General features: G+C 74.2%; 21 protein-coding genes. 10 read left to right on the top strand and 11 right to left on the bottom strand.

Annotated elements, in window-relative coordinates:
- Window positions 1-52 precede the first annotated feature (52 nt).
- Window positions 53-658 (top strand): GTP cyclohydrolase I FolE, encoded by a 606-nt coding sequence (folE, locus tag AC07FV_RS19475; RefSeq protein WP_356602125.1) that lies wholly within the window; start codon window positions 53-55, stop codon window positions 656-658.
- Window positions 659-673: 15 nt separating this feature from the next.
- Here folE and AC07FV_RS19470 read toward each other — a convergent pair whose 3' ends face one another.
- The 6 genes from AC07FV_RS19470 to AC07FV_RS19445 form a co-directional block, all read right to left on the bottom strand.
- The gene (locus AC07FV_RS19470; protein ID WP_479088657.1) at window positions 674-1,162 is read right to left on the bottom strand and encodes a DUF3180 domain-containing protein; all 489 of its coding nucleotides are present in this window, start codon (window positions 1,160-1,162) and stop codon (window positions 674-676) included.
- An 86-nt stretch (window positions 1,163-1,248) separates the two neighbouring features.
- Window positions 1,249-1,860, bottom strand: a complete 612-nt coding sequence (gene folK, locus AC07FV_RS19465) for a 2-amino-4-hydroxy-6-hydroxymethyldihydropteridine diphosphokinase (RefSeq protein WP_479088656.1) — start codon at window positions 1,858-1,860, stop codon at window positions 1,249-1,251.
- Window positions 1,857-2,216: a dihydroneopterin aldolase gene (folB, locus tag AC07FV_RS19460; RefSeq protein WP_011028954.1), complete on the bottom strand. Its 360-nt coding sequence runs from the start codon at window positions 2,214-2,216 to the stop codon at window positions 1,857-1,859. Before folB ends, folK begins: the two co-directional genes overlap by 4 nt.
- A 237-nt stretch (window positions 2,217-2,453) precedes the next feature.
- Window positions 2,454-2,957 (bottom strand): nuclear transport factor 2 family protein, encoded by a 504-nt coding sequence (locus tag AC07FV_RS19455; RefSeq protein WP_383650695.1) that lies wholly within the window; start codon window positions 2,955-2,957, stop codon window positions 2,454-2,456.
- Entirely contained in the window at window positions 2,954-3,847 is an 894-nt protein-coding gene (gene folP / locus AC07FV_RS19450) for a dihydropteroate synthase (RefSeq protein WP_479088655.1), read from the bottom strand. Before folP ends, AC07FV_RS19455 begins: the two co-directional genes overlap by 4 nt.
- A gap of 149 nt (window positions 3,848-3,996) precedes the next feature.
- A complete protein-coding gene (locus AC07FV_RS19445; protein WP_479088654.1) occupies window positions 3,997-5,817 on the bottom strand; it encodes a phosphatidylglycerol lysyltransferase domain-containing protein in 1,821 nt (606 codons plus the stop codon).
- 217 nt (window positions 5,818-6,034) lie between these two features.
- On the opposite strand from AC07FV_RS19445, the gene AC07FV_RS19440 reads away from it, so the two are divergent.
- Both AC07FV_RS19440 and AC07FV_RS19435 read left to right on the top strand, forming a co-directional pair.
- Window positions 6,035-7,207: an alpha/beta hydrolase gene (locus AC07FV_RS19440; RefSeq protein WP_479088653.1), complete on the top strand. Its 1,173-nt coding sequence runs from the start codon at window positions 6,035-6,037 to the stop codon at window positions 7,205-7,207.
- Window positions 7,208-7,363: 156 nt separating this feature from the next.
- The gene (locus AC07FV_RS19435; protein ID WP_479088652.1) at window positions 7,364-8,824 is read left to right on the top strand and encodes a hypothetical protein; all 1,461 of its coding nucleotides are present in this window, start codon (window positions 7,364-7,366) and stop codon (window positions 8,822-8,824) included.
- Between the two features lie 57 nt (window positions 8,825-8,881).
- Here AC07FV_RS19435 and AC07FV_RS19430 read toward each other — a convergent pair whose 3' ends face one another.
- Both AC07FV_RS19430 and AC07FV_RS19425 read right to left on the bottom strand, forming a co-directional pair.
- Window positions 8,882-10,156: a PH domain-containing protein gene (locus AC07FV_RS19430; protein WP_479088937.1), complete on the bottom strand. Its 1,275-nt coding sequence runs from the start codon at window positions 10,154-10,156 to the stop codon at window positions 8,882-8,884.
- A gap of 182 nt (window positions 10,157-10,338) precedes the next feature.
- Window positions 10,339-10,860 (bottom strand): PH domain-containing protein, encoded by a 522-nt coding sequence (locus AC07FV_RS19425; RefSeq protein WP_479088651.1) that lies wholly within the window; start codon window positions 10,858-10,860, stop codon window positions 10,339-10,341.
- A 31-nt stretch (window positions 10,861-10,891) separates the two neighbouring features.
- Here AC07FV_RS19425 and AC07FV_RS19420 point away from each other — a divergent pair, with 31 nt between their 5' ends.
- A complete protein-coding gene (locus AC07FV_RS19420; RefSeq protein WP_479088650.1) occupies window positions 10,892-12,043 on the top strand; it encodes an NADH-quinone oxidoreductase subunit D in 1,152 nt (383 codons plus the stop codon).
- On the opposite strand, the gene AC07FV_RS19415 is transcribed toward AC07FV_RS19420, so the two are convergent.
- Entirely contained in the window at window positions 12,008-13,258 is a 1,251-nt protein-coding gene (locus AC07FV_RS19415) for an SAM-dependent methyltransferase (protein ID WP_479088649.1), read from the bottom strand. The genes AC07FV_RS19420 and AC07FV_RS19415 overlap by 36 nt on opposite strands.
- Before the next feature lie 118 nt (window positions 13,259-13,376).
- Between AC07FV_RS19415 and AC07FV_RS19410 the strand changes: the two genes are divergently transcribed.
- Together AC07FV_RS19410 and AC07FV_RS19405 are read left to right on the top strand one after the other, a co-directional pair.
- Window positions 13,377-14,579, top strand: coding sequence for a sensor histidine kinase (locus tag AC07FV_RS19410; protein ID WP_479088648.1), 1,203 nt, complete (start codon window positions 13,377-13,379; stop codon window positions 14,577-14,579).
- A 115-nt stretch (window positions 14,580-14,694) separates the two neighbouring features.
- The gene (locus AC07FV_RS19405) at window positions 14,695-15,369 is read left to right on the top strand and encodes a response regulator transcription factor (protein WP_356602099.1); all 675 of its coding nucleotides are present in this window, start codon (window positions 14,695-14,697) and stop codon (window positions 15,367-15,369) included.
- 38 nt (window positions 15,370-15,407) lie between these two features.
- On the opposite strand, the gene AC07FV_RS19400 is transcribed toward AC07FV_RS19405, so the two are convergent.
- Window positions 15,408-16,514, bottom strand: coding sequence for a DUF5937 family protein (locus tag AC07FV_RS19400; protein WP_479088647.1), 1,107 nt, complete (start codon window positions 16,512-16,514; stop codon window positions 15,408-15,410).
- A 155-nt stretch (window positions 16,515-16,669) separates the two neighbouring features.
- Between AC07FV_RS19400 and AC07FV_RS19395 the strand changes: the two genes are divergently transcribed.
- Window positions 16,670-16,846, top strand: a complete 177-nt coding sequence (locus AC07FV_RS19395) for a hypothetical protein (RefSeq protein WP_479088646.1) — start codon at window positions 16,670-16,672, stop codon at window positions 16,844-16,846.
- A 180-nt stretch (window positions 16,847-17,026) separates the two neighbouring features.
- Here AC07FV_RS19395 and AC07FV_RS19390 read toward each other — a convergent pair whose 3' ends face one another.
- Entirely contained in the window at window positions 17,027-18,316 is a 1,290-nt protein-coding gene (locus AC07FV_RS19390) for a threonine aldolase family protein (protein WP_479088645.1), read from the bottom strand.
- Window positions 18,317-18,528: 212 nt separating this feature from the next.
- Here AC07FV_RS19390 and AC07FV_RS19385 point away from each other — a divergent pair, with 212 nt between their 5' ends.
- The 3 genes from AC07FV_RS19385 to AC07FV_RS19375 are packed head-to-tail and all read left to right on the top strand — an operon-like array spanning window position 18,529 to window position 22,474.
- Window positions 18,529-19,734: a Rossmann-like and DUF2520 domain-containing protein gene (locus AC07FV_RS19385; RefSeq protein ID WP_479088644.1), complete on the top strand. Its 1,206-nt coding sequence runs from the start codon at window positions 18,529-18,531 to the stop codon at window positions 19,732-19,734.
- Entirely contained in the window at window positions 19,731-20,744 is a 1,014-nt protein-coding gene (gene panC / locus AC07FV_RS19380; RefSeq protein ID WP_479088643.1) for a pantoate--beta-alanine ligase, read from the top strand. The genes AC07FV_RS19385 and panC overlap by 4 nt, the downstream gene beginning before the upstream one ends.
- The gene (locus AC07FV_RS19375) at window positions 20,741-22,474 is read left to right on the top strand and encodes an L-aspartate oxidase (protein WP_479088642.1); all 1,734 of its coding nucleotides are present in this window, start codon (window positions 20,741-20,743) and stop codon (window positions 22,472-22,474) included. Before panC ends, AC07FV_RS19375 begins: the two co-directional genes overlap by 4 nt.
- Window position 22,475 lies beyond the last annotated feature (1 nt).

The raw sequence follows: 22,475 nt of genomic DNA, 5'->3' as shown, positions 1-22,475 counted from the left end.
CGCGGCGTTTCCGTATGCCGACAGCAGTATCAGGACAGGAACGAGGCACCAGATGACCGACCCCGTGACGCTGGACGGCGAGGGCCAGATCGGCGAGTTCGACGAGAAGCGGGCCGAGAACGCCGTACGCGAACTGCTCATCGCGGTCGGCGAGGACCCGGACCGTGAGGGCCTGCGGGAGACGCCCGCGCGCGTGGCCCGGGCCTACCGGGAGATATTCGCCGGGCTGTGGCAGGAGCCCGAGGACGTGCTGACGACGACGTTCGACCTCGGGCACGACGAGATGGTCCTGGTGAAGGACATCGAGGTGTTCAGCACGTGCGAGCACCACCTCGTCCCGTTCCGCGGGGTGGCGCACGTCGGCTACATCCCGTCCCCCAGCGGCAAGATCACGGGCCTGTCCAAGCTGGCCCGCCTCGTGGACGTCTACGCGCGCCGCCCGCAGGTGCAGGAGCGTCTGACCACGCAGGTCGCGGACTCCCTCATGGAGATACTGGAGCCCCGCGGCGTGATCGTCGTCGTGGAGTGCGAGCACATGTGCATGTCCATGCGGGGGATTCGCAAGCCCGGCGCGAAGACCCTGACGTCGGCGGTGCGCGGTCAGCTCCGGGACGTCGCCACCCGCAACGAGGCGATGAGCCTGATCATGGCGCGCTGACGCCGCCCCGGGCGGTCAGGCCGCCGGAGCCGCGCCCGGGTGGTCCTCGTCGTCGTCCTCGGGGAGCTTGCAGACCCGCTCCAGGAAGAGCGCGGCCGCTATCACGGCGATCCCCGCCACGACCGAGAAGCCGGCGTAGAAGGCCTGGTCGCGGCGGGCCGGGACGTCGAGGTACTCCAGCAGGAAGACGCCCGTGCCGCAGTACATGCCGGAGACGAGGGCGGCCACCAGGGCGCTGGCCTGGCCGAAGACGACCGAGCGCGCCGCCATCATCGGGTCGACGCCCTTGGCGTCCGGGACCCGCTCCCGCTGGGCCTTCAGACGGGCCCGCAGGGAGAGTGCCGTGGCCAGCAGGATCACGGCGATCAGGGCGAGGACGACCGGGGCGGCCAGGGGGACGCTCGGCAGGCTCCCGAAGGAGTCCCACAGGCGGGCGCCCGCCCAGGACAGGACCGCGGCGACGACGAACACGCCGGCCAGCACCCTGATGCGCAGCTCTTTCACGGTGTCCCGGTGTCCCTTCGGTGCCCTGCGTGCTCGTCCTCGCCGTGCCGGCCTCGCGGCCGTGCCGACCCCGTCGACCTTAACGACTACTCGGGCAGCCGGAGTTCCAGGTCGGCGCGGGGCGCGACGCCCTCCCGGGTGACGGCGTCCAGGAGGTCGGCGACCGGGCCGTGCCCCGGCAGGTCGGCGTGGGGGTCCACGTCGTGCCAGGGGGCGAGGACGAACGCGCGCTCGTGGGCGCGCGGGTGGGGCAGGGTGAGCTGCGGGTCGTCGGAGACCACGTCGGCGTAGGCAACGATGTCGACGTCGAGGGTGCGCGGGCCCCAGTGCTCGTCGCGGACCCGGTGGAAGGCCTCCTCGACCGCGTGCGCCCGCTCCAGGAGGGAGGACGGGGGCAGGGTGGTCTTCACCACCACGACCGCGTTGAAGTACGCGGGCTGGCTCTCGGGGGCGACGCCCCACGGCTCCGTCTCGTACACCGGCGAGACGCCCTTGACGCGCACACCCGGGGTGTCCTCCAGGGCGTCGATGGCGCCCTGGAGGGTCTCCAGGCGGTTGCCGAGGTTGGCGCCGAGGGCGATCACGGCCCGCTTCGGGTTGGACAGCGTGGTGTCGGCGGCGTCGACCTGTTCGATGACGGAGGCGGGCACCGGCTGTACGGTCGGGTCGCTGGGACCCTTGGTGAACGAGGCGCTCATACACGGCTCCGGATGATGGTGACGGTCACGTCGTCGAAGGGCACGGTGATCGGTGCGTCCGGCTTGTGGACGCAGACCTCGACCTCCTCGACCCCTTCGTGCTTCAGACAGACCTGGGCGATGCGCTCGGCGAGCGTCTCGACGAGGTTGACGGGCTCGCCCTCGACGACGGCCACGACCTCCTCGGCCACGATGCCGTAGTGCACGGTCTTCGCCAGGTCGTCGTCGGCCGCGGCCGGTCGGGTGTCCAGGCCCAGGACGATGTCCACGAGGAAGGTCTGGCCGTCCTCGCGTTCCTTGGGGAACACTCCGTGGTGCCCGCGGGCCTTGAGGCCGCGCAGCGCGACACGATCCACGCGAATCACTCCTGCAGTCGTCGGTCTCGGCCGGTGCGCACCACGTGCGGGCGGTGCGCCGGCCACAGTCGAATCTACCCGCGAGCACCGACAGCGCCGGGCCACGGGGTGTGGGGGGCCGGCCGGGAGCCAGGAGGTTTCACCGTGCGTTTTCCCTGGCGGCCCCGGTGGATCACGGGTTGGTAGCCGCCCATACCCGGCGGTCCGTGATTCCAACCACTTCTTCATCCCCCCGGATCACGGAGGGGTGTCCTCGCCCTCCTCGTCCTCGGTCTCGGCCAGGACGGGGGAGGCGTGGTGGGACCAGAGTTTCCAGCCCGCGGGCGTACGCCGGAACGCGTTGGTGGCGACCACGAGCTGGCCCACGAGCGGCCCGAGCTCGTCGCCGCCCTCGGGGGCGGGCCCACCGCTGAGGATGTTCTCGGTGCAGGTCACCATGGCGGTGTCACCGGTCACGGAGACGTGCACGTCGGTGAGGAAGAACTGGATGTAGTCGGTGTTCGCCATGATCAGCGCGTAGGAGCGCAGCACCTCGCCGCGGCCGGTGAGGACCGGCCAGCCGGGGTGCACGCAGGAGACCACGCCGGCGTCGGCGGGGTCGTGGTACGACTCGTCGATGCCCAGGTCGGACGGGGTGAGCCAGAACCCGGACACCGTCTCGAAGTCGCCCTGCTCCAGCGCTTCGTAGAAGGCGGTGTTGGCGGCCTCCACCTGCTCGACGTCGATGTGCGGCGCGTTCACCGGGTTCCTTCCGGGCGCTGGTCCGCTCCGCGCGCCCCTTCGACGGCGCGCGCGACGCGTACGGCGTCGGCCGTGGCGCGTACCTCGTGCACCCGTACGGCCCAGGCGCCGGCGTGCGCGGCGAGGGCGGAGACGGCGGCGGTGGCCGCGTCGCGCTCCCGCGCGGGCGGCGGGGCGGCCCCGGGGCCGGCGAGCACCCGGCCGAGGAACCGCTTGCGGGAGGCGGCGACCAGCAGGGGGTGGCCGAGGCCGAGGAGACGGTCGAGGTGGGCGAGGAGCACGAGGTCGTGTTCGGCGTCCTTGGAGAAGCCGAGGCCGGGGTCGACGACCACCCGGTCGGCGGCGACACCGCCCTCCAGAACGGCCTCCACGCGCGCGCGGAGTTCGTCCACGACCTCGGTGACCACGTCGGCGTAGGTGCCGCGGACGTTGCCGCCCTCCAGGAGGCCGCGCCAGTGCATGACCACGAAAGGTGCGCCGGCGTCGGCGACGACCGGGATCATCCGCGGGTCGGCGAGTCCGCCGCTGACGTCGTTGACGAGGGCGGCGCCGGCCGCGACCGCCCGCTCCGCCACGGAGGCGCGCATGGTGTCGACGGAGACCGTGACGCCCTCGGAGGCCAGGCCGCGCACGACGGGGACGACGCGCCTGAGTTCCTCGTCCTCGTCGACGCGGGTCGCGCCGGGGCGGGTGGACTCGCCGCCCACGTCCACCAGGTCGGCGCCCTCGGAGACGAGGTCGAGGCCGTGCTTGACGGCGGCCGTGGTGTCGAAGAAGCGACCGCCGTCGGAGAACGAGTCGGGCGTCACGTTGACGACCCCCATGACCGCGCAGCGGTCCCATGCGGTCAGTCCCGCCAGGTGGTGGCGTCGGCCGGTCTGCTTGCTCATGTGTTCAGCGTAGGCCCAGTGGGTGGGGGGTTCCGGCGGCGGTGGGCGGGTCGGGGCGCCCGTGGCGGCGTCCGCCCGCGCCGCTCGGTGGGGTGATCGGGCGGCCACGCCGTCCGGGCCGCGTGCCCGGTCCCGCGGCGACCCGCCGCTCACGCCGTACGGGCCTCGCGCTCGGGCACCCCGTGGGCGCAGGGGCGGCGGGCGGGCGCGCGGCGACGCAGGAAGCGGGGGAGGGGCGGGGTGAGGCTGAGGAAGCCCTCTGCCTGCATCGCGGCGAAGCCGATGCGGGGCAGGTCGGCGGAGGCGCGGTAGACGACGAAGCGCGGCTCCCAGCGGGGACGGAACTTCGCGTTGAACCGGTACAGGGACTCGATCTGGAACCAGCGGGAGAGGAACACCAGCAGGCCCCGCCAGGCCCGCAGCACCGGCCCCGCGCCGATCTTCTCGCCGCGTGCGAGGGCCGCGCGGAACATCGCGAAGTTCAGTGAGACCCGCGCGACGCCCAGCTTCGGTGCGGCCTGGAGGGCGGCGACGATGAGCAGCTCGTTCATGCCGGGGTCGGCCGAACGGTCGCGCCGCATCAGGTCGAGGGAGACGCCGTCGGCGCCCCACGGCACGAAGTGCAGGATCGCCTTCAGGTCACCGTACGCGCCGGGCTCGCCGTACTCGGCGTCCCGTTTGTGCGCGGTGGCGATCAGGCAGTCGCCGTCGGTGGGGTCGCCGATGCGGCCCAGGGCCATGGAGAAGCCGCGCTCGGTGTCGGTGCCGCGCCAGTCGTCGGCGGCGCGGCGGACGCGGCGCAGTTCCGCCTCGCCGAGGTCAGCCACGCGTCGTACCCGGGTCTCGTAACCGGCGCGCTCGATGCGCTTGACCATCTGGCGCACATTGCGCATCGCGCGGCCGGCGAGGGAGAAATCCGCGACATCCACCACCGCCTCGTCGCCCAGTTCGAGGGCGTCGAGCCCGGTCTCGCGGGTCCACACCTCGCCGCCGGTCTCCGAGCAGCCCATGACGGCGGGCGTCCAGGAGTGGGCTCTGGCCTCGTCCATGAAGCGCTCGATCGCTCCCGGCCAGGCCTCGACGTCACCGATCGGGTCCCCGCTGGCGAGCATCACGCCGGAGACGACGCGGTAGGTGACGGCGGCCTTGCCGCTGGGGGAGAAGACGACGGCCTTGTCGCGGCGCAGCGCGAAGTGGCCGAGGGAGTCCCGGTCGCCGTGCCGGGCGAGCAGACCGCGCAGGCGGGCCTCGTCGTCCTCGGTGAGGCGTGCGGCGGGGTGTTCGGGGCGGAGGGCCAGGTAGATCGTGGTGAGGGCGGTGAGCAGGCCGAGGGCGCCGAGTGAGAAGGCCACCGTCCAGGAAGTGGTGCCCCGGTAGGCGACCGGGCCCTCGACGCCGACCAGGCCGTAGAGGACGTGGGTGAGGCGGTCGGCCACGCTCGGGTCGCCGACCATGCGGTGCGGGTGGGCGCTCACCACGAGGAGCCCGAGGGCGAGGGAACCGGCGCCCATGAGGACGAAGTTGGCCAGCGCCCGCCAGCGGCTGCGCGGGTCGGGCAGCGCCGCGAACTGGTCCCGGTGGCGCAGCAGCGGGACGAGCAGGGCCAGGGAGATCAGGGTGCCGAGGAGCGAGTGCCGGTACGTGAACTGCGCGACGGCGCCCAGGGGGAGCAGGGCGACGGCCGCTCGCCAGGCCCGGCGCTTGCGGCGCCTGAGGCCGTGGGCGAGGAGCAGCAGCAGGACGCCCGCGCTGAGGGAGAGGGCCGCGGCGAACGGCCCGAACGCGCCCGGCAGCACCTCGGCGAGGGCGTGCACACGGCTGTGCCGGAAGCGCGGGAAGACGCCGGCGGCGATGTCCAGCAGGCCCACGAGCGCGCAGGCACGGCCGACGAGGAGGGGCACGCTCTCGGGGCGCGGGCCGCGCGGCACCCGGCGCACGCTGGTGGGTTTCGCCGGAACCCGACCCGACATTTCCTCATCTGTCCTGACAGACATCGCACCCGTAGTTCTGCGAGAGAGCGTGGATCCGGGCCCGTTTCGGGCATCCGGCGACATTGCGCCCTCTAGGACGGTGTCTCGGGAGCAGAGGTTCACTCCGCATGATCGGAGAGTCCGAACGGCCCGGACAGCGGCACGGGGAGCGGCGGGTTCGGCGGACGCACGGAAAGCGCGGGCAGGTCAGGAACGCATGGGTCTCACAAGCAACACGTTGCTCGCGCTGGCGGCTTCGTCCGGCGCGCTCCTGTTCGGCGGCACGGTGTGGCTGTGGCCGCGGCTGGCCCGGCGGAGCCCGCGGGCGGTCCTCGGGCGGGTGGGCCTGCTGCTCGCCACGCAGGTGGCGGTCTTCGCGGCGGTCGGGCTGGCCGCCAACCAGGCCTTCGGGTTCTACGCCGGCTGGGCGGACCTGTTCGGCCGGGAGGACGGGCAGGGGGTGGTCGTCGACCACTCGGCCGGCGCGTCCGAGGGGGCCCTCCGGGTCGTCGGCGAGCGGCGGGTGACGGCGGCCGGCGGCGGGCGCCCGGAGACCGCCGGGCGCGTCCAGGAGATACGGATCGTCGGCCGCACGACGCGGATCGCGACGCCCGCGTACGTGTATCTGCCGCCGGAGTACTTCCAGGCGCGGCACCGCACCCGTACGTTCCCCGCGGCCGTCGTCCTGACCGGTTACCCGGGGACGGCCGAGGCGTTGGTGGACAAGCTCCACTACCCGCGCACCGCGTCCGAACTCGCCGCGGCGGGCCGGATGGAGCCGATGATCCTGGTGATGCTGAGGCCCACCGTGGCCCCGCCGCGCGACACGGAGTGCGTGGACGTGCCGGGCGGCCCGCAGGTGGAGTCGTTCTTCGCCGAGGACCTTCCCGAGGCCGTCGGCGCCCACTACCGCGTCGACCGGGGGCCGGGACGGTGGGGCGTCGTCGGCAACTCGACCGGTGGCTACTGCGCCCTCAAGCTCGCCCTGCACCACCCCGACGTGTACGCGGCCGGAGCCGGCCTCTCCGCGTACTACGACGCGCCCAGCGACCCCACGACCGGCGATCTCTTCCAGGGTGACGAGGGGCGGAGGAATCGGGCCGACCTGTGGTGGTGTCTCGACCACCTTCCCGCGCCCCGCACTTCACTGCTCGTCACCAGCAGCAGGTCCGGTGAGTCGAACTACAAGGACACGCTGGAGTTCATCGAGCGCGTGAAGGAGAAGAGTCCCACGCGGATCTCGTCGATCATCCTGGAAAGCGGCGGGCACAACTTCAATACGTGGCGGCGCGAGATTCCCGCGACCCTGCGGTGGCTGGGCGAGCGGCTCGACGAGCGGCCGGACGGGCGGCCGGACGGGCGGTCGGGCGGGGTGTCGCGGGGGCACTGATGAGGTGCGCAGCAAGACGCGCAGCGGAAATGATCTTGAGTAATTCGGGGGTCGGCGACCATGTGGATTCCCGATGTCCTGTGAACACGTCGGAGAGTGATGTGTTTTTACGGGGCGGGGCGCCAAGATTCGCCTACGCGCGGTAAGTTTCTGGCCATGCCACGTGGACGTCACCGCCATTCCCCGCCCCTGCACAGGCTGCTTCCTCCGTCGGCGATCGCAGGCGTCTCCCTCGTCTGCGCCCTCGGCCCCTGGGTGTTCAGCGAAGCGATGATCCTGCGCTCACTGGCCGCGGCCGCCGCGGTGACCGCCGTCGCCGGCGCGGTCGTCATGCGCCACTGGGACGCGCAGGCGGGCAGGCGCGTAGCCGACCTCACGCGCGCGCGGGCGAGCGACGAGTGGCGGTACGAGGAGCGGGTCGCCGAACTGGAGTCCGACCTGGAGGAGTCGCGCGAGCTGCGCGTGAAGCTGGAGCACCGGCTGCGCGCCAAGCGCACGGAGCTGGCGGGGCTGCGCAACGAACACGCCGCGCTGCTGCGGCGGTACGCCACGGCGGAGACCGAGCGGGCCAGCGCGCTGGAGGGCCGCAGGCTGCTGGAGATAGAGGCCGTGCCCCCGGCGCGCGCCCTGCCGGCGGCACGGACCGCATCCGCGGAGGAGGTCTCGGCCGGCGGCGCGCAGGCTCCGGCTGCTGGGGCGCCGGCTTCGGCCGGTGGGGCGCCGGCTTCGGCCGGTGGGGCGCCGGTGGAGCGGGAGGCCCCGGCCGGTGGGACGCCGGTCGCAGAGGGCGAAGGGGTTGAAGAGGGCGGGGAGGCCGCCGAGAAGTCCCCGGCCGTCTTCTCCCCCGAGGGCTCCCGGCTGTTCCTGCGCGCGAACGCCGCGCTGGCACGTATGGACGAGGACGCGCCCGCCGCACCGGACGCCGCCGACGGCGACCGCGACCGCGACGGCGACGGCGACTCCGAGGACGGTGGCGGCGACGACGGTGACGGCGGGGGCAACGGCGGCGGAGAGCGCGTGGCGGCGGCCGAGTCCGCGCAGGCGGACGAAGCGCAGGGGCAGCCCGCGGCCGGCGGACACGAGCGCACCGCCGCCGCCTCGACGCCCCGGCCCGGTCGGCCGGAGCAGGCGCAGGAGCCCGAGCGGCCCGGGGAGCAGACCGACGAGCGGCCCGAGCAGTCCGGTGACCGGGGCGAGCGGTCCGAGCGGTCCGGTGAGCCGTCCGCGCAGCCCAGGCAGGCCACCCGGCAGGCGGCCGGTCACTTCACGGTGCCGACCGCGGTGGCCGTCGTCCCGACGGCTCCGGTGCGACGGCCCGTGGTCGAGGGCGGGTTCGACTTCTTCGGCACCAAGGACGCCGAGGACGCCGAGGGCGCGGAGGGCGCGGCGGGCGCCGAGGGCGGGCGGGCCCCGTCCGCCACCCTGGAGGCCGTCCAGAACGAGGACCTCGCCGACGTGGTCGGCCAGGAGGCCCTCGCCCTCCACAAGGCCGAGGCGGAGGCCGCCTTCAAGCCGGCCGGCGAGGAGACCAGGGGAGTGGGCCAGGTGATCGACCTGACGGCCCACGACGAGACCGAGCAGATCGACGTGCAGGGGCTGCGCAGCGCGGTGTCCTGACGCCGGTCCGCGGTGCGGCGCGGCGGGTGGCCGGGGCCTCCGCCGCGTCCGCCGCTCTCAGGCCATCCACCGGTCCGGCAGCGCGTCCCGCCGCCCGGTCCGGGAGCGTTCCGCCTGCGCCCGCAGCAGCTCCGCCGCCTCGTCCGCGTCCCGCAGCCGCGCGGTCACGGTCTTGTTCGCTCCCGTGTCCACCCGTACGCCGGCCAGCCGCAGCCCCCGCTGCCAGGGCCCCTGGGTGCGGCGCACGCTCTGCACCTTGGCGTGCGGCACCAGTGCCAGGGTGCGGCGCAGCAGCCCGTACCGGGCGGCGAAGACGGCGTCCGTGACGACGAGCCCGTAGCCGCGCCACCACAACGGCCGGCACCGCGCGGCGCGGCGGGGCGGCCGTGACAACTCCCCGTGGGCCGGCACGGTCACCCCGGGCAGCACCCGTGCGACGACCGACTCCGCGATCTCCCGCGGGGCGACCGGCAGCAGCACCGAGTTGGACGACCCGGCCACGTCCAGTTCCACCCGCACCCACCCCCGGCGCCGCCACAGCAGCGGCTCCACGATCCGCACGGTCTGCACCCGGCCGGGCGGCACGGTCTCGTGCGTGCGGTCCAGCAGGCCCCGGTCGATGCGCAGGCCGTCCGGGGACTCCGCCACCGTCCAGTCGTACTCGCCGACGAACCGGCCCACGCTGCCCGCGCCCGCGGCGCCCAGCAGGGGCAGGGCGGTCGCCAGCACCGTCCACAGGTTGTGGGTGGCCAGCCACAGCAGCGTCGGTACGAGGACGGCGGCGATCAGCGTGCCCCAGGTCGCGCCGGTCAGCAGCAGCGAGACGGCGAGCACGCGCGGCGGCACCCGCAGCATCTGCCGGGAAGGCGCCTCGCCGACCTCGTGCGCGGTCTCGGGGGCGAGGCCGGCCGCGCGGGCGAGCAGCTCGGCCCGCAGCGCGCTCGCCTCGTCGGCGCCCAGGAAGGCCAGCTCGTCCTTCTTGCCGGTGCCTATGACGTCGAGTTTCAGTTTGGCGACCCCGGCGACGCGGGCGAGCAGCGGCTGGGTGACGTCGACGGCCTGGATGCGTTCCAGGCGGATGTGGGCGGTGCGCCGGAACAGCAGGCCGGTCCGGATGCGCAGTTCGGTGTCGGTCACCGCGAAGTGGGTGAACCACCAGGTCAGGAAGCCGTACAGGGCGGCAGCAGGAATGAGGACGGCGAGGCCGATCAGGAGGTGCGTCGTCGTCAGCCGGGTGAGCTGGCGCTGTGCCTGGTCCGGGTCGTGCACGGCCCACCCGACCAGCACGGCCACCGGCGCCCACGCCCGCCGCAACGGCGTGACGGGATGCAACCGCCGCTCGACGACACCGCCCGCGGCGAGGCCGGACCCGGTCCCGGCCTCGCTGGGGGGCGCGCCGGTCCCGGTTGATTCTCCGGTCTCGGTTCCGGTCCCGGCGTCGCTCCCGGTCCGGGCCCCGGTGCCGGGAGCGATGTCTTCCGTTCGCGGTCGGCCGTCCCCCGCCCCGTGCGTGGTCACAGCCCCGCCGATCGTGCTTCGCCCAGCTCGGTGAGCCGGTCGCGCAGACGCTCGGCCTCGGCCGGGTCCAGGCCGGGGATGGTCGCGTCGGTCGCGGCGGCAGCGGTGTGCAGTTGCACGCTGGCCAGGCCGAAGTACCGCTCGACCGGCCCGGAGGTGACCTCGACCAGTTGCATCCGCCCGTACGGGACGACGGTCTCCTCGCGCCACAGCACGCCCCGGCTGATCAGCAGGTCGTCCGCCCGCTCGGCGTAGCGCCAGGAGAGCCAGTTGCGCTCCAGCATCACCCAGCCCCAGGCCGCCACGACCAACGGGAGCACCGCCGACATTGCCCAGAAGGGGCCCAGGAACAGCCCGGGCAGGAGTCCCGCGGCGAGCGCCAGCAACCCCAGCCACACCACCAGCAACAGCCGTCGCATGCGCAACAGTCCCGGTGGCAGGCCGGTCCACACCGGCTCGTCCGGCGCCGCCCGTGTCGCTTCCGCCGTGCCCGTGTCGTCAGGGCTCCCCGTCTCCATGGAGCCAGCGTACGTAGGGGAGACTGGGCGCATGACTCCCAAGACGGAGACCATGGTCGGCATCGGCGGCGCCGCGGAGAGCACCGACATGGTGCTCAACATCGGGCCGCAGCACCCGTCCACGCACGGCGTGCTGCGACTCAAGCTGGTGCTGGACGGCGAGCGCATCACGAGCGCCGAGCCCGTGATCGGCTACATGCACCGTGGCGCGGAGAAACTGTTCGAGGCCCGGGACTACCGTCAGATCATCGTGCTCGCCAACCGCCACGACTGGCTGTCGGCGTTCTCCAACGAGCTGGGCGTGGTCCTCGCCGTGGAGCGGATGCTCGGCATGGAGGTCCCCCCGCGCGCGGTGTGGCTGCGGACGCTGCTCGCGGAACTCAACCGCGTGCTCAACCACCTGATGTTCCTCGGGTCGTACCCGCTCGAACTGGGCGGTATCACCCCGGTCTTCTACGCCTTCCGGGAACGGGAGGTCCTCCAGAACGTCATGGAGGAGGTCTCCGGCGGGCGCATGCACTACATGTTCAACCGCGTGGGCGGCCTCAAGGAGGACCTGCCCGCCGGCTGGACCGGCCGCGCCCGTGATGCCGTCGCCGCGGTGCGCTCGCGCATGGACGTCTTCGACGACCTGGTGCTGGGCAACGAGATCTTCCGGGGCCGCACCCGCGGGGTCGGCGCCCTGAGCCCCGAGGCCGTGCACGCCTACGGGGTCAGCGGGCCGATCGCGCGCGCCTCGGGCGTCGACTTCGATCTGCGCCGCGACGAGCCCTACCTCGCCTACGGCGAACTCCAGGACACCCTGAAGGTCGTCACCCGGACCGAGGGCGACTGCCTCGCCCGCTTCGAGTGCCTGCTGGAGCAGACGCACAACGCCCTCGACCTCGCCGGCGCCTGCCTGGACCGCCTGGCCGAGCTGCCGCCCGGGCCGGTCAACCAGCGGCTCCCCAAGGTGCTGAAGGCGCCCGAGGGCCACACGTACGCCTGGACCGAGAACCCGCTCGGCATCAACGGCTACTACCTGGTCAGCAAGGGCGAGAAGACCCCGTACCGGCTGAAGCTGCGCTCGGCCTCGTACAACAACATCCAGGCGCTCGCCGAGCTGCTGCCCGGGACACTGGTCGCGGACATGGTGGCGATCCTGGGGTCACTCTTCTTCGTGGTCGGCGACATCGACAAGTAGCGCGGACGCGTCGACGGCCCCCACCGGCTGGAGCAGCCACAGGAAGTCGCCCAGCCCGCCCGGCGCGGTCAGCTCGGCGGCCTGCGAGGCGCGCGCGAGGGCGCGTACGTACGCCGCCGGGTCGGAGGAGGCCAGCGCGAGCGGAGGGCGTGCGCCAGCGATGCCGAGGGCGCGCAGGGCCTCGCGCTGCGGGCGCAGGAGCGCACCGGAGGGCGTGCACTCCGGAACGCACCTCTCGGCGTGCGGCGCCGCATCGTCATCGGGTCCCCGCGTCCCGTGACTGTCGGCTCGCCGCGTCCCGTGACTGTCGGGTCCCCGCGTCCCGTGACCGTCGGCGGGCCGTGCCCCGCACCCGTCGGCGGGTGGTGCCCCGCGATCGGCGGCGTGCCGCGCCGGGCCGCCTGCCGCCGCGCACGCGTCCAGGGCGACGTGCGCGGTGATGTCGCACGTCCCGTCGGGCACCGGCGCCGTCTCCCGTCCCTCCCGGAACCCGGTGAGCGACCCGAAGGGCGGGCGGGCGCCCGCGGTGTGGGCGTAGTCGGCGGCCACCGCGAGCCCCGCGTCGAGCGCCGCCACCGCTGACGCCCATGCGGTGTCCCGGGGGAGGCCGATCTCGGCCCGCAGCCCCTGCGCCGCCCCGGACAGCGGCCACCACCGCGCCAGCCACCGCGCCTCGGCCCCGCCGACCGGCTCCCCGAGCCGTTCGGTGCCGTCGTCCCGCACGAGCACCCGCCGCGCCACACCGGCGGCATCCACCTCGGCCACCTCCACGGGCACGTTGTCCAGCCACTCGTTGGCGAACAGCAGCCCCGTCACCCCGCCCGGCGGCTCGGCGAGCCACTCGATCCGGTGGTCCAGTCCCCGAGGGCGTCCGGCGACTTCGACGGCGTACGCGCGCGTGCGGGCGGCCACGTCGCCGGGCAGCGCGGCCAGCACTCCGGTGACCAGCTCGCCCCGCCCGGCCGCCAGGTCCACGAAGGCCAGCGACGCGGGTCGCCCGAGCGCCTCGTCGACCCGGCACAGCAGCCGCGCCACGGCCCCGGCGAACAGCGGCGACGCGTGCACCGACGTGCGGAAGTGCCCGGCCGGGCCCTCGGGACGCACGCGGTAGAAGCCGGCCGGGCCGTAGAGGGCCTCCTGCGTCGCTTCCCGCCAGCCCCGCCAGCGCTCATGCGTCTCTGAGGTCGCTCTGATCCCTGTTGTCCCTCGCGTCACAGGTCCAGGCTAGGCGCACAGGAGAGCGGGGCCTCCACCTTGCGGAGTATGCGCAGGGGGCGCGGATCGGCCCTCCGGTTGACCCCTGCACCTATCGCGCTTCCCTACGCTGGTTTACGTGCAGCGCCTCTACGATTTCCTCCGCAGACACCCGACCGGGGTCGACTGTTCCTGGGCTCTGGTCCTGTTCGCGATCTCCGTCGTGTCCGTGGACCCGGTGCGGGAGACCCGGGGGACGGACGCCATGGCGCTGATCGTCCCGTGCGTTCTGCTGCTGTGCGTCGTGATCGCGCTGCGCCGGCTCGTGCCGGAGAAGATGCTGCTGCTGGCGGCCGCGGTGGGCCTCGGCCAGGTGGCGCTCGACGTGTCGACGATGGCGGCCGACTTCGCCCTCCTGGTGATCGTCTACACGGTGGCCGTGACCGGCGCCCGCTGGGCCTCCAGGGCCGCCCTGACCATGGGGTTGTGCGCGGCGCCGGTCGCTCAGCTGCGCTGGCCCATGGAGGGCGTGAGCATAGGCAACAACGTCGCGATAACGGTCTTCCAGACGGTGCCCTTCGCCCTGGCCTGGGTGCTCGGCGACTCCCTCCGCACCCGCCGGGCCTACTTCGCGCAGCTGGAGGAGCGGGCCGCCCGGCTGGAGAAGGAGCGCGAGGCGCAGTCCAAGGTCGCGGTGGCCGCCGAGCGCGCCCGGATCGCGCGCGAGCTGCACGACGTCGTCGCGCACAACGTCTCCGTGATGGTCGTGCAGGCGGACGGCGCGGCCTACGTCATGGACGCCGCCCCCGACCAGGCGAGGAAGGCCCTGGAGACCATCTCCTCCACCGGCCGCCAGGCCCTCGCGGAGATGCGCCGCCTGCTCGGCGTGCTGCGCACCGGCGAGCACCAGGAGGCCGGCGAGTACGTCCCGCAGCCGGACGTCCAGCAGATCGAGGACCTCGTCGAGCAGTGCCGCACCTCGGGGCTGCCGGTGGACTTCAAGGTCGAGGGGACCCCGCGCACCCTGCCCAGCGGGGTCGAGCTGACCGCGTACCGCATCGTGCAGGAGGCGCTCACCAACACCCGCAAGCACGGCGGTCCCAACGCGGGCGCGAGCGTGCGGCTGGTCTACTTCGACGACGGTCTCGGGCTGCTCGTCGAGGACGACGGCAAGGGCGCCCCCCACGAGCTGTACGAGGAGGGCGGTTTCGACGGCCAGGGGCACGGCCTGATCGGCATGCGGGAACGGGTCGGCATGGTCGGCGGCACCCTGGACGCGGGCCCGCGGCAGGGCGGAGGATTCCGCATCAGCGCGCTGCTGCCGCTCAAGCCCGCACACTGACACTCCTGCCTGTACGCATGTACGGCGTTGACACCTGTCACAACCGGCCGGTGACCCGGCGGAGAGACCGGCGCACCCGGCACGACCGGACGGCCGGAGAACGGAAGAGGCCCCGATGGCGATTCGCGTCATGCTCGTCGACGACCAGGTGCTGCTGCGCACCGGTTTCCGGATGGTGCTGGCGGCCCAGCCGGACATGGAGGTCGTCGCCGAGGCCGGGGACGGCGTCGAGGCTCTCCAGGTGCTGCGGTCGACCGCCGTGGACGTCGTACTGATGGACGTCCGCATGCCCAAGCTCGACGGCGTCGAGACCACCAACCGGATCTGCGTGGACCCGGACGCGCCGAAGGTGCTGATCCTGACCACCTTCGACCTCGACGAGTACGCCTTCTCGGCGCTGAAGGCGGGCGCCTCGGGCTTCATGCTGAAGGACGTGCCGCCCGGCGAACTGCTCGCCGCGATCCGCTCCGTGCACAGCGGCGACGCGGTGGTCGCTCCCTCGACCACCCGCCGGCTGCTGGACCGGTTCGCCCCGATGCTGCCGACCACCGGGCAGGAGCCCCGGCACAAGGAACTCCAACGGCTCACCGGACGCGAGCGGGAGGTCATGGTGCTGGTCGCCCAGGGCCTGTCCAACGGTGAGATCGCGGCCCGGCTCGTGCTGTCCGAGGCGACCGTCAAGACGCACGTGGGCCGCATCCTGACCAAGCTCGGCCTGCGCGACCGGGTGCAGATCGTCGTCCTCGCCTACGAGACGGGGCTGGTCCGGGCCGGAGGGGGGCAGGGCTGACAGCGGGCAGGGCTGACGGCGGGCGGCCCCGGTGGCGGTCAGCGGAGGATGCCCTCCAGGAAGTCGCTGCCCAACCGGGCCACCACCGTCACGTCCAGCTGGTGCAGGACGTACCGTCCGCGGCGGCGGGTCGTGATGAGGCCCGCCTTCTTCAGCACCGCCAGGTGCCGGGATATCTCCGGGGCCGTCATGCCGTGCACCTGCGCCAGCTCGCTCGTGGTGTACGAACTGCGCGCCAGATAGCGGCAGATCCGCATCCTGACCGGGTGCGACAGCGCGGTCATCCGCAGGGTGAGCTGCTCCACCGACGGCGGGGAGGCCAGCTCCGGGGAGCCGACGGGGTAGTGCAGCACCGGCTGCCAGTCGTAGCGGTGCAGGACGGACAGGTGGGGCCAGCCGAGGCTGGTGGGGACCAGCAGCAGGCCGCCGTCCCCGGTGGCCGTGACTCCGTCCCCCAGCTTGTCGACCGTGATCCGCCCGGCGGACTCGTCCAGCTCCACCGCCGGGGACACGGCGGCCAGCGCCTCGGCCAGGCCCTTGCGCCGCAGGATCTCCGTCTTGTGCCGGGCGTCGGCCGCCAGCTGGTGGCGCAGCCGGGACCAGGCCTCCGCGAAGAACGCCTCGTCGCAGTCGTGGGCGAACTGCCGCAGCCAGCCCCGGATGCGGGGCGGATCGGCGAGCAGCCGCTCACTGAAGCGCAGCTGCTGCGGCCCCCGCGCGGCGGCCAGGTCCAGCGCCCGCCGGCGCACCCCGGCGTCCGTGAGCGCGGAGACCCCACGGGTGCTGTACGGCAGGGCGCAGGTGAACTCCAGCGCCGCGTCCACGAACTGCTCGTCGGACAGCTTGTCCAGCAGGTCCAGGTCCTCGGCGAGGGTGGCGCCGGGCAGGGTGCCGCGGCCCGGCACGCCCGCGAACGGCATGAAGAGGTCCGAGAACGTCGTCCGCCACAGGAAGTCGGCCTCGCACATCCGGTCGGCCAGGTGGGAGTCGAGCCCGGCGGTCACGCCCGTCGCCCAGCCCTGCAGGCCCGGGTGATGCCCCGGCTCGGACAGCGCGTGCAGCGCCATGCCCAGCTCGGCCAGCGGAGAGGGCACGACGGCGACCCTCTCCGGCCGCAGCCCCGCGATGTCGACGCGCACGCTCATGTCCTCATGGTGCACCCCGCCACTGACAACACGGCCGTCGATTGACCGTCGCGGTCAATCGACGCGACCGCCACGCCCGCGGCGGCGCAGGCTGGGTCCACCGGGGCGGCCCGCAGCAGCCAGGGCTCCCCCGTTCGCCGGAGAAGGGGATCCGCATGAGCGTCACGCAGCAGTACCTCCTCGACCTTCATCGCGCCCGGCAGCTGGGCGAACCCGCGCCGCCGGCGCCCGGCACCCATGACCGGCGGATCCTGCGCGCCTGGCGCGACCGCCGCCGCTTCCGCGCGGTCCTCGCCGGCCGCCCGGTGCGGTCGACCCGAGGCGGTCGGTAGGCCGGTCGGAGCCGGTCGGGCCCGTTCGGAGCCGTAAGGGCCCTGGGGCCGGTCGGGCGCGGTCGGCGGGTGATGCTGAGCGGGCAGCGGGCAGCGGGCAGCGGGCAGCGGGCGGCGGGCGGCGGGCAGCCGGCAGCGGGCAGCCGGCAGCGGGTCGGTGCCGCTGAGCCGCTCCGCGGGTCAGCCGGACAGCCTGGCCGCGAAGTCGGCCGCCGCGGCCCTCACGTCGTCGGCCGTCCACCGGAGGCCCTCCGCCTCCACCCCGACCTCGGTGACGGCGAGCCCCGGGCCGGGGGTCCGCCAACCCCGGGAGAAGAGCAGGGTGCCGGTCTCCTCGCCCTGCCGGACCGCGGCCTCGCCGACGACCTCGGCCTCGTACGGCATCCAGACCTGGAACTCGTGGGTGTGCGGTACTTCGGGGTGTACCCGCGCCCACGGCAGCCCGGCCGCCGCGAAGCCCTCCCGCAGCGCGGCGGCCACCACGCGCGCGTGGGCCACGTAATCCGGCAGCCGGGGCAGCTCGCGCTCCAGGCCCGCCAGCGCCGACAGCACCGTGGGGAACTGCTGGAAGACCGCGCCGCCGTACCGGTGCCGCCATGCCCTGGCCTCCTCGACGAGGGTCCGGGGGCCGGCGAGGGCGGCGCCGCCGTAGCCCTTGAGGGACTTGTAGAACGAGACGTACACGCTGTCCGCGAGAGCCGCGATCTCGGCCAGGGACCGGCCGAAGTGCACGGTGGACTCCCACAGCCGGGCACCGTCGATGTGGACCACCGCGTCGCGCTCCCGCGCGGCGTCGACGACCTCGGTGAGCTGCTCCCAGGTGGGCAGCACGAAACCGGCCTCCCGGAGGGGCAGCTCCAGCATCAGCGCCCCGAAGGGTTCCTCGAAATCGCGCACCTCCTCGGCCGTCGGCATCCGCGGCTCACTGGTCAGCCGTACCGGGCGCAGTCCGCTGACCAGGCTGAAGGCGTTGCGCTCGTGCACCTCGGGGTGGCTGAGCCCGTGCAGGGCGACCACGGGATCGCCGGTGCGCCCCGCCCAGCAGCGCAGCGCCACCTGCTGGGCCATGGTGCCGGTCGGGAAGAACGCGGCGGCCTCCGTGCCGAGCAGGGCGGCGGTCTTCTCCTCCAGGGCCTCCACGACGCCGTCGCCGTACATGTCGGAGGCCTCGTCGAGGTCGTACAGCTCGGCCGCCCCCTCCAGCAGCGTGAGCCGCTCGCGCAGGGTCGTACCGAAACCCGGTGCGGCGAGCACGCGCCGGGCACCGCGATGGGCGGCCACGCGCCGGTCCCGCAGACCGGGGCCGTGCGCGTGTGCTGCCTCCACCCCAGCCGCCTCCGCCCCGGCCGGGTCCGGCACCCCGGCCGCCCGCCCGGACTGCCCCGCCCGCTCGGCCCGCCCCGCCCGCTCGGCCCGCCCCGCGAGCCCGTCCCGTTGCGTCTGCTCCATGTGCTCCGCCGCATCGCTCATGCCGGGATCATGCCGCGCGGATGTCGGCACGGTCACACCGGTTTTCCCACAGCTTCCGCCACGCCCGATCACGCGCGCGTGGAGGTGTGCCCCGCCGCCGCACGGAAACCCACAGCCTGTGGACAACCGGACGTGCCCCGAACCAATCGCGTTAACATGACGAGAAATCGTCCGGTACCCCGAGCGGACTGGAACGGGAAGGCCGCCGTCGCGTGAACACAAGCCCACAGCCAGACCCCAAGGACCGCCCCGCGCGGCTCACCGTAGGCGTCGTCGGCGCCGGACGCGTGGGCCCCGCGCTGGCCGCGTCCCTCCAGCTCGCCGGGCACCGTCCGGTGGCCGTCTCCGGGGTCTCCGACGCGTCCAGACGGCGTGCCGCCGCCCTCCTCCCCGACGTGCCGCTCGTGCCGCCGGCGGAGGTCCTCCGGCGAGCCGAACTGGTCCTGCTGACGGTCCCCGACGACGCCCTGCCGGACCTGGTGACCGGGCTCGCCGAGACGGGGGCGGTGCGGCCGGGTCAGCTGCTCGTGCACACCTCCGGGCGGTTCGGCGCGAGGATCCTCGACCCCGCGCTGCGCGCCGGCGCCCTGCCGCTGGCCCTGCACCCCGCGATGACCTTCACCGGCACGCCCGTGGACGTCCAGCGCCTGGCCGGCTGCTCGTTCGGCGTCACCGCTCCCGAGGAGCTGCGCCTGGCCGCCGAGGCTCTGGTCATCGAGATGGGCGGCGAGCCGGAGTGGATCGCGGAGGAGAAGCGCCCGCTCTACCACGCCGCCCTCGCACTCGGTGCCAACCACCTGGTCACCCTGGTCGCCCAGTCCATGGAGCTGCTGCGCACAGCCGGCGTCGAGGCTCCCGACCGGATGCTCGGCCCACTGCTGGGCGCCGCTCTGGACAACGCCCTGCGCTCAGGGGACGCGGCCCTCACCGGCCCCGTCGCGCGCGGGGACGCGGGCACGGTCGCCGCGCACATCGCGGAGCTGCGCGCCCACGCCCCGCAGGCCGTGGCGGGCTACGTGGCGATGGCCCGCGCGACCGCCGACCGGGCCCTGGGCCACGGCCTGCTGAAGGCCGAACTCGCCGAGGACCTGCTCGGGGTACTCGCCGACGGGACCGGCGCGGCAGGCACCCCCGGGAGCACCGAAGCCCCCGGCCCCGCGGGCACGGCCCGCACCGGCGACACGGCGAGCCCCGAAGGCCCGACAGGCACCCGCGACACAGCGAACACCGACGACCGCGACGGACCGAACAGGCCGGACGGGCCGGACGGACCAGAAGGTACAGACGGACCAGAAGGCACAGACGGACCAGAAGGTACAGACGGACCAGAAGGTACAGAAGTCACAGAAGGCACAGAAGGCCCGGACGGAACGGACGGCCCCGGCACCGCCCCCGGCCCCGAGGGAGACGCCCGATGACCACCACCCCGCCCGCCCTGCTGCGCACCGCCGACGAGCTCCACGCGCGCGTGCGGCACGGCCGCCGGGCCGTCGTGATGACCATGGGCGCCCTGCACGAGGGCCACGCCACCCTGGTCCGCGCGGCGCGCGACCTCGCGGGCCGCGACGGCGAGGTCGTCGTCACCGTCTTCGTCAACCCGCTCCAGTTCGGCGCGGGCGAGGACCTCGACCGCTACCCGCGCACCCTGGACGCCGACCTGGAGATCGCCGGACGGGCGGGCGCGGACGTCGTCTTCGCCCCGTCCGTCGACGAGGTCTACCCGGGCGGCGAGCCCCAGGTGCGCGTCACGGCGGGCCCCATGGGCGAGCGCCTGGAGGGCGCCTCCCGCCCCGGCCACTTCGACGGCATGCTCACCGTCGTCGCCAAGCTGCTCCACCTCACCCGCCCGGACCTGGCCCTCTACGGTCAGAAGGACGCCCAGCAGCTGGCCCTGATCCGCCGGATGGTCCGCGACCTGAACTTCGGCGTGGACATCGTCGGCGTCCCCACCGTGCGCGAGGAGGACGGCCTGGCCCTGTCGAGCCGCAACCGCTACCTCACGCCCAAGGACCGCCGCACGGCCCTCGCCCTCTCCCAAGCGCTGTTCGCCGGCCTGGACCGGCACGCCGCCCAGGAGGCGCTGCGCGCGCGGGCCCGTGAGGTACCGGCCACGCAGGCACGCGCCGAGGCGCTCAGCGCCCTGGGCGAGTCCCGCGCGGCGGCCGACGCGCACGCCGTCGCCACCTCGGCCCCGGAGAGCGCCCCGGCGAGTGCCACGGCCGTCCGGGCCGCCGCCCGCCTGGTCCTGGACGACGCCGCCCGTCTCGACCCGCCGCTGGAGCTGGACTACCTCGCCCTGGTCGACCCCTCCGACTTCACGGAGATCGGCGACGACCACACCGGCGAGGCCGTCCTCGCGGTCGCCGCCCGGGTCGGCGCGACCCGGCTGATCGACAACGTCCCCCTCACGTTCGGAGCCGCCTCGTGACCAGCACAGGCATACGACTGCACGCCCCCGCGCCCGGCTGGGCCATCGCCGCGGACGTGGTGGTCGTCGGCTCCGGCGTCGCCGGACTCACCGCGGCCCTGCGCTGCGAGGCCGCGGGCCTGCGGACGGTCGTCGTCACCAAGGCCCGCCTGGACGACGGTTCCACGCGCTGGGCGCAGGGCGGCATCGCCGCGGCCCTCGGCGAGGGCGACACCCCCGAGCAGCACCTGGACGACACCCTGGTGGCCGGCGCGGGCCTCTGCGACGAGCAGGCGGTCCGCATCCTGGTCACCGAGGGCCCCGACGCCGTACGGCGCCTCATCGCCACCGGCGCGCACTTCGACGAGTCCACCGAGGGCGGCCTGGCCCTCACCCGGGAGGGCGGCCACCACCGCCGCCGCATCGCCCACGCCGGCGGCGACGCCACGGGCGCGGAGATCTCCCGCGCCCTGGTCGAGGCGGTACGCGCGCGAGGGATGCGCACGATCGAGAACGCCCTCGTCCTGGACCTCCTCACGGACGCCGAAGGCCGCACCGCCGGCGTCACCCTGCACGTCATGGGCGAGGGCCAGCACGACGGCGTCGGGGCGGTCCACGCCCCCGCGGTGGTCCTCGCCACCGGCGGCATGGGCCAGGTCTTCTCGGCGACGACGAACCCGTCCGTCTCCACGGGCGACGGCGTCGCGCTCGCCCTCCGCGCGGGCGCCGAGGTGAGCGACCTCGAGTTCGTCCAGTTCCACCCCACGGTCCTCTTCCTCGGTCCGGACGCCGAGGGCCAGCAGCCCCTGGTGTCGGAGGCGGTACGGGGCGAGGGCGCCCACCTGGTGGACGCGGACGGCGTGCGCTTCATGGTGGGACAGCACGAGCTGGCCGAACTGGCCCCCCGCGACATCGTCGCCAAGGGCATCACGCGCCGCATGCAGGAGCGGGGCACCGAGCACATGTACCTGGACGCCCGCCACTTCGGGGCGGAGATGTGGGAACGCCGTTTCCCGACGATCCTCGCCGCCTGCCGTGCCCACGGCATCGACCCGGTCACCGAGCCGATCCCGGTCGCCCCCGCCGCCCACTACGCCTCCGGCGGCGTCCGCACCGACGCCCACGGCCGCACGACCGTCCCCGGCCTGTACGCCTGCGGCGAGGTCGCCTGCACCGGCGTGCACGGCGCCAACCGCCTGGCCTCCAACTCTCTCCTGGAGGGCCTGGTCTACGCCGAACGCATCGCCGCAGACATCGCGGAGAGCCACACGGCCGACGCCCTCCACGCGCCCGTACCCGCGTCGCTCCCGCGGCCGGCCCACCCCGCGCACCCCCTCCTCCCGCCCGAGGCCCGCCTCACCGTCCAGCGGATCATGACCGCCGGCGCGGGCGTCCTGCGCTCGGCCGACTCCCTCGCGCGCGCTGCCGACCAGCTGCACGACCTCCACACCGAGGCCCGCGAGGCCCTGTACGAGAACGGCAAGACGTCCGAGCCGGGCGTCGACACCTGGGAGGCCACCAACCTCCTGTGCGTGGCCCGCGTCCTGGTGGCCGCCGCGCGCCGACGCGAGGAGACCCGCGGCTGCCACTGGCGCGAGGACCACGCGGACCGCGACGACACGGCCTGGCGCCGCCACATCGTCGTCACGCTGAACCCGGACCGGACCCTCGCCGTGCACACCACGGAGACCGCAGACTTCCCCCCGACCACCCACAGTCCCCAGTTCCCGCAGCGTCCCCAGGAGCAGTGAC

Source organism: Streptomyces sp. NPDC045956, from assembly GCF_056430705.1.
The sequence above is the reverse complement of the archived record's forward strand: the minus strand, read 5'-3'. Positions and strand labels throughout refer to the sequence as shown.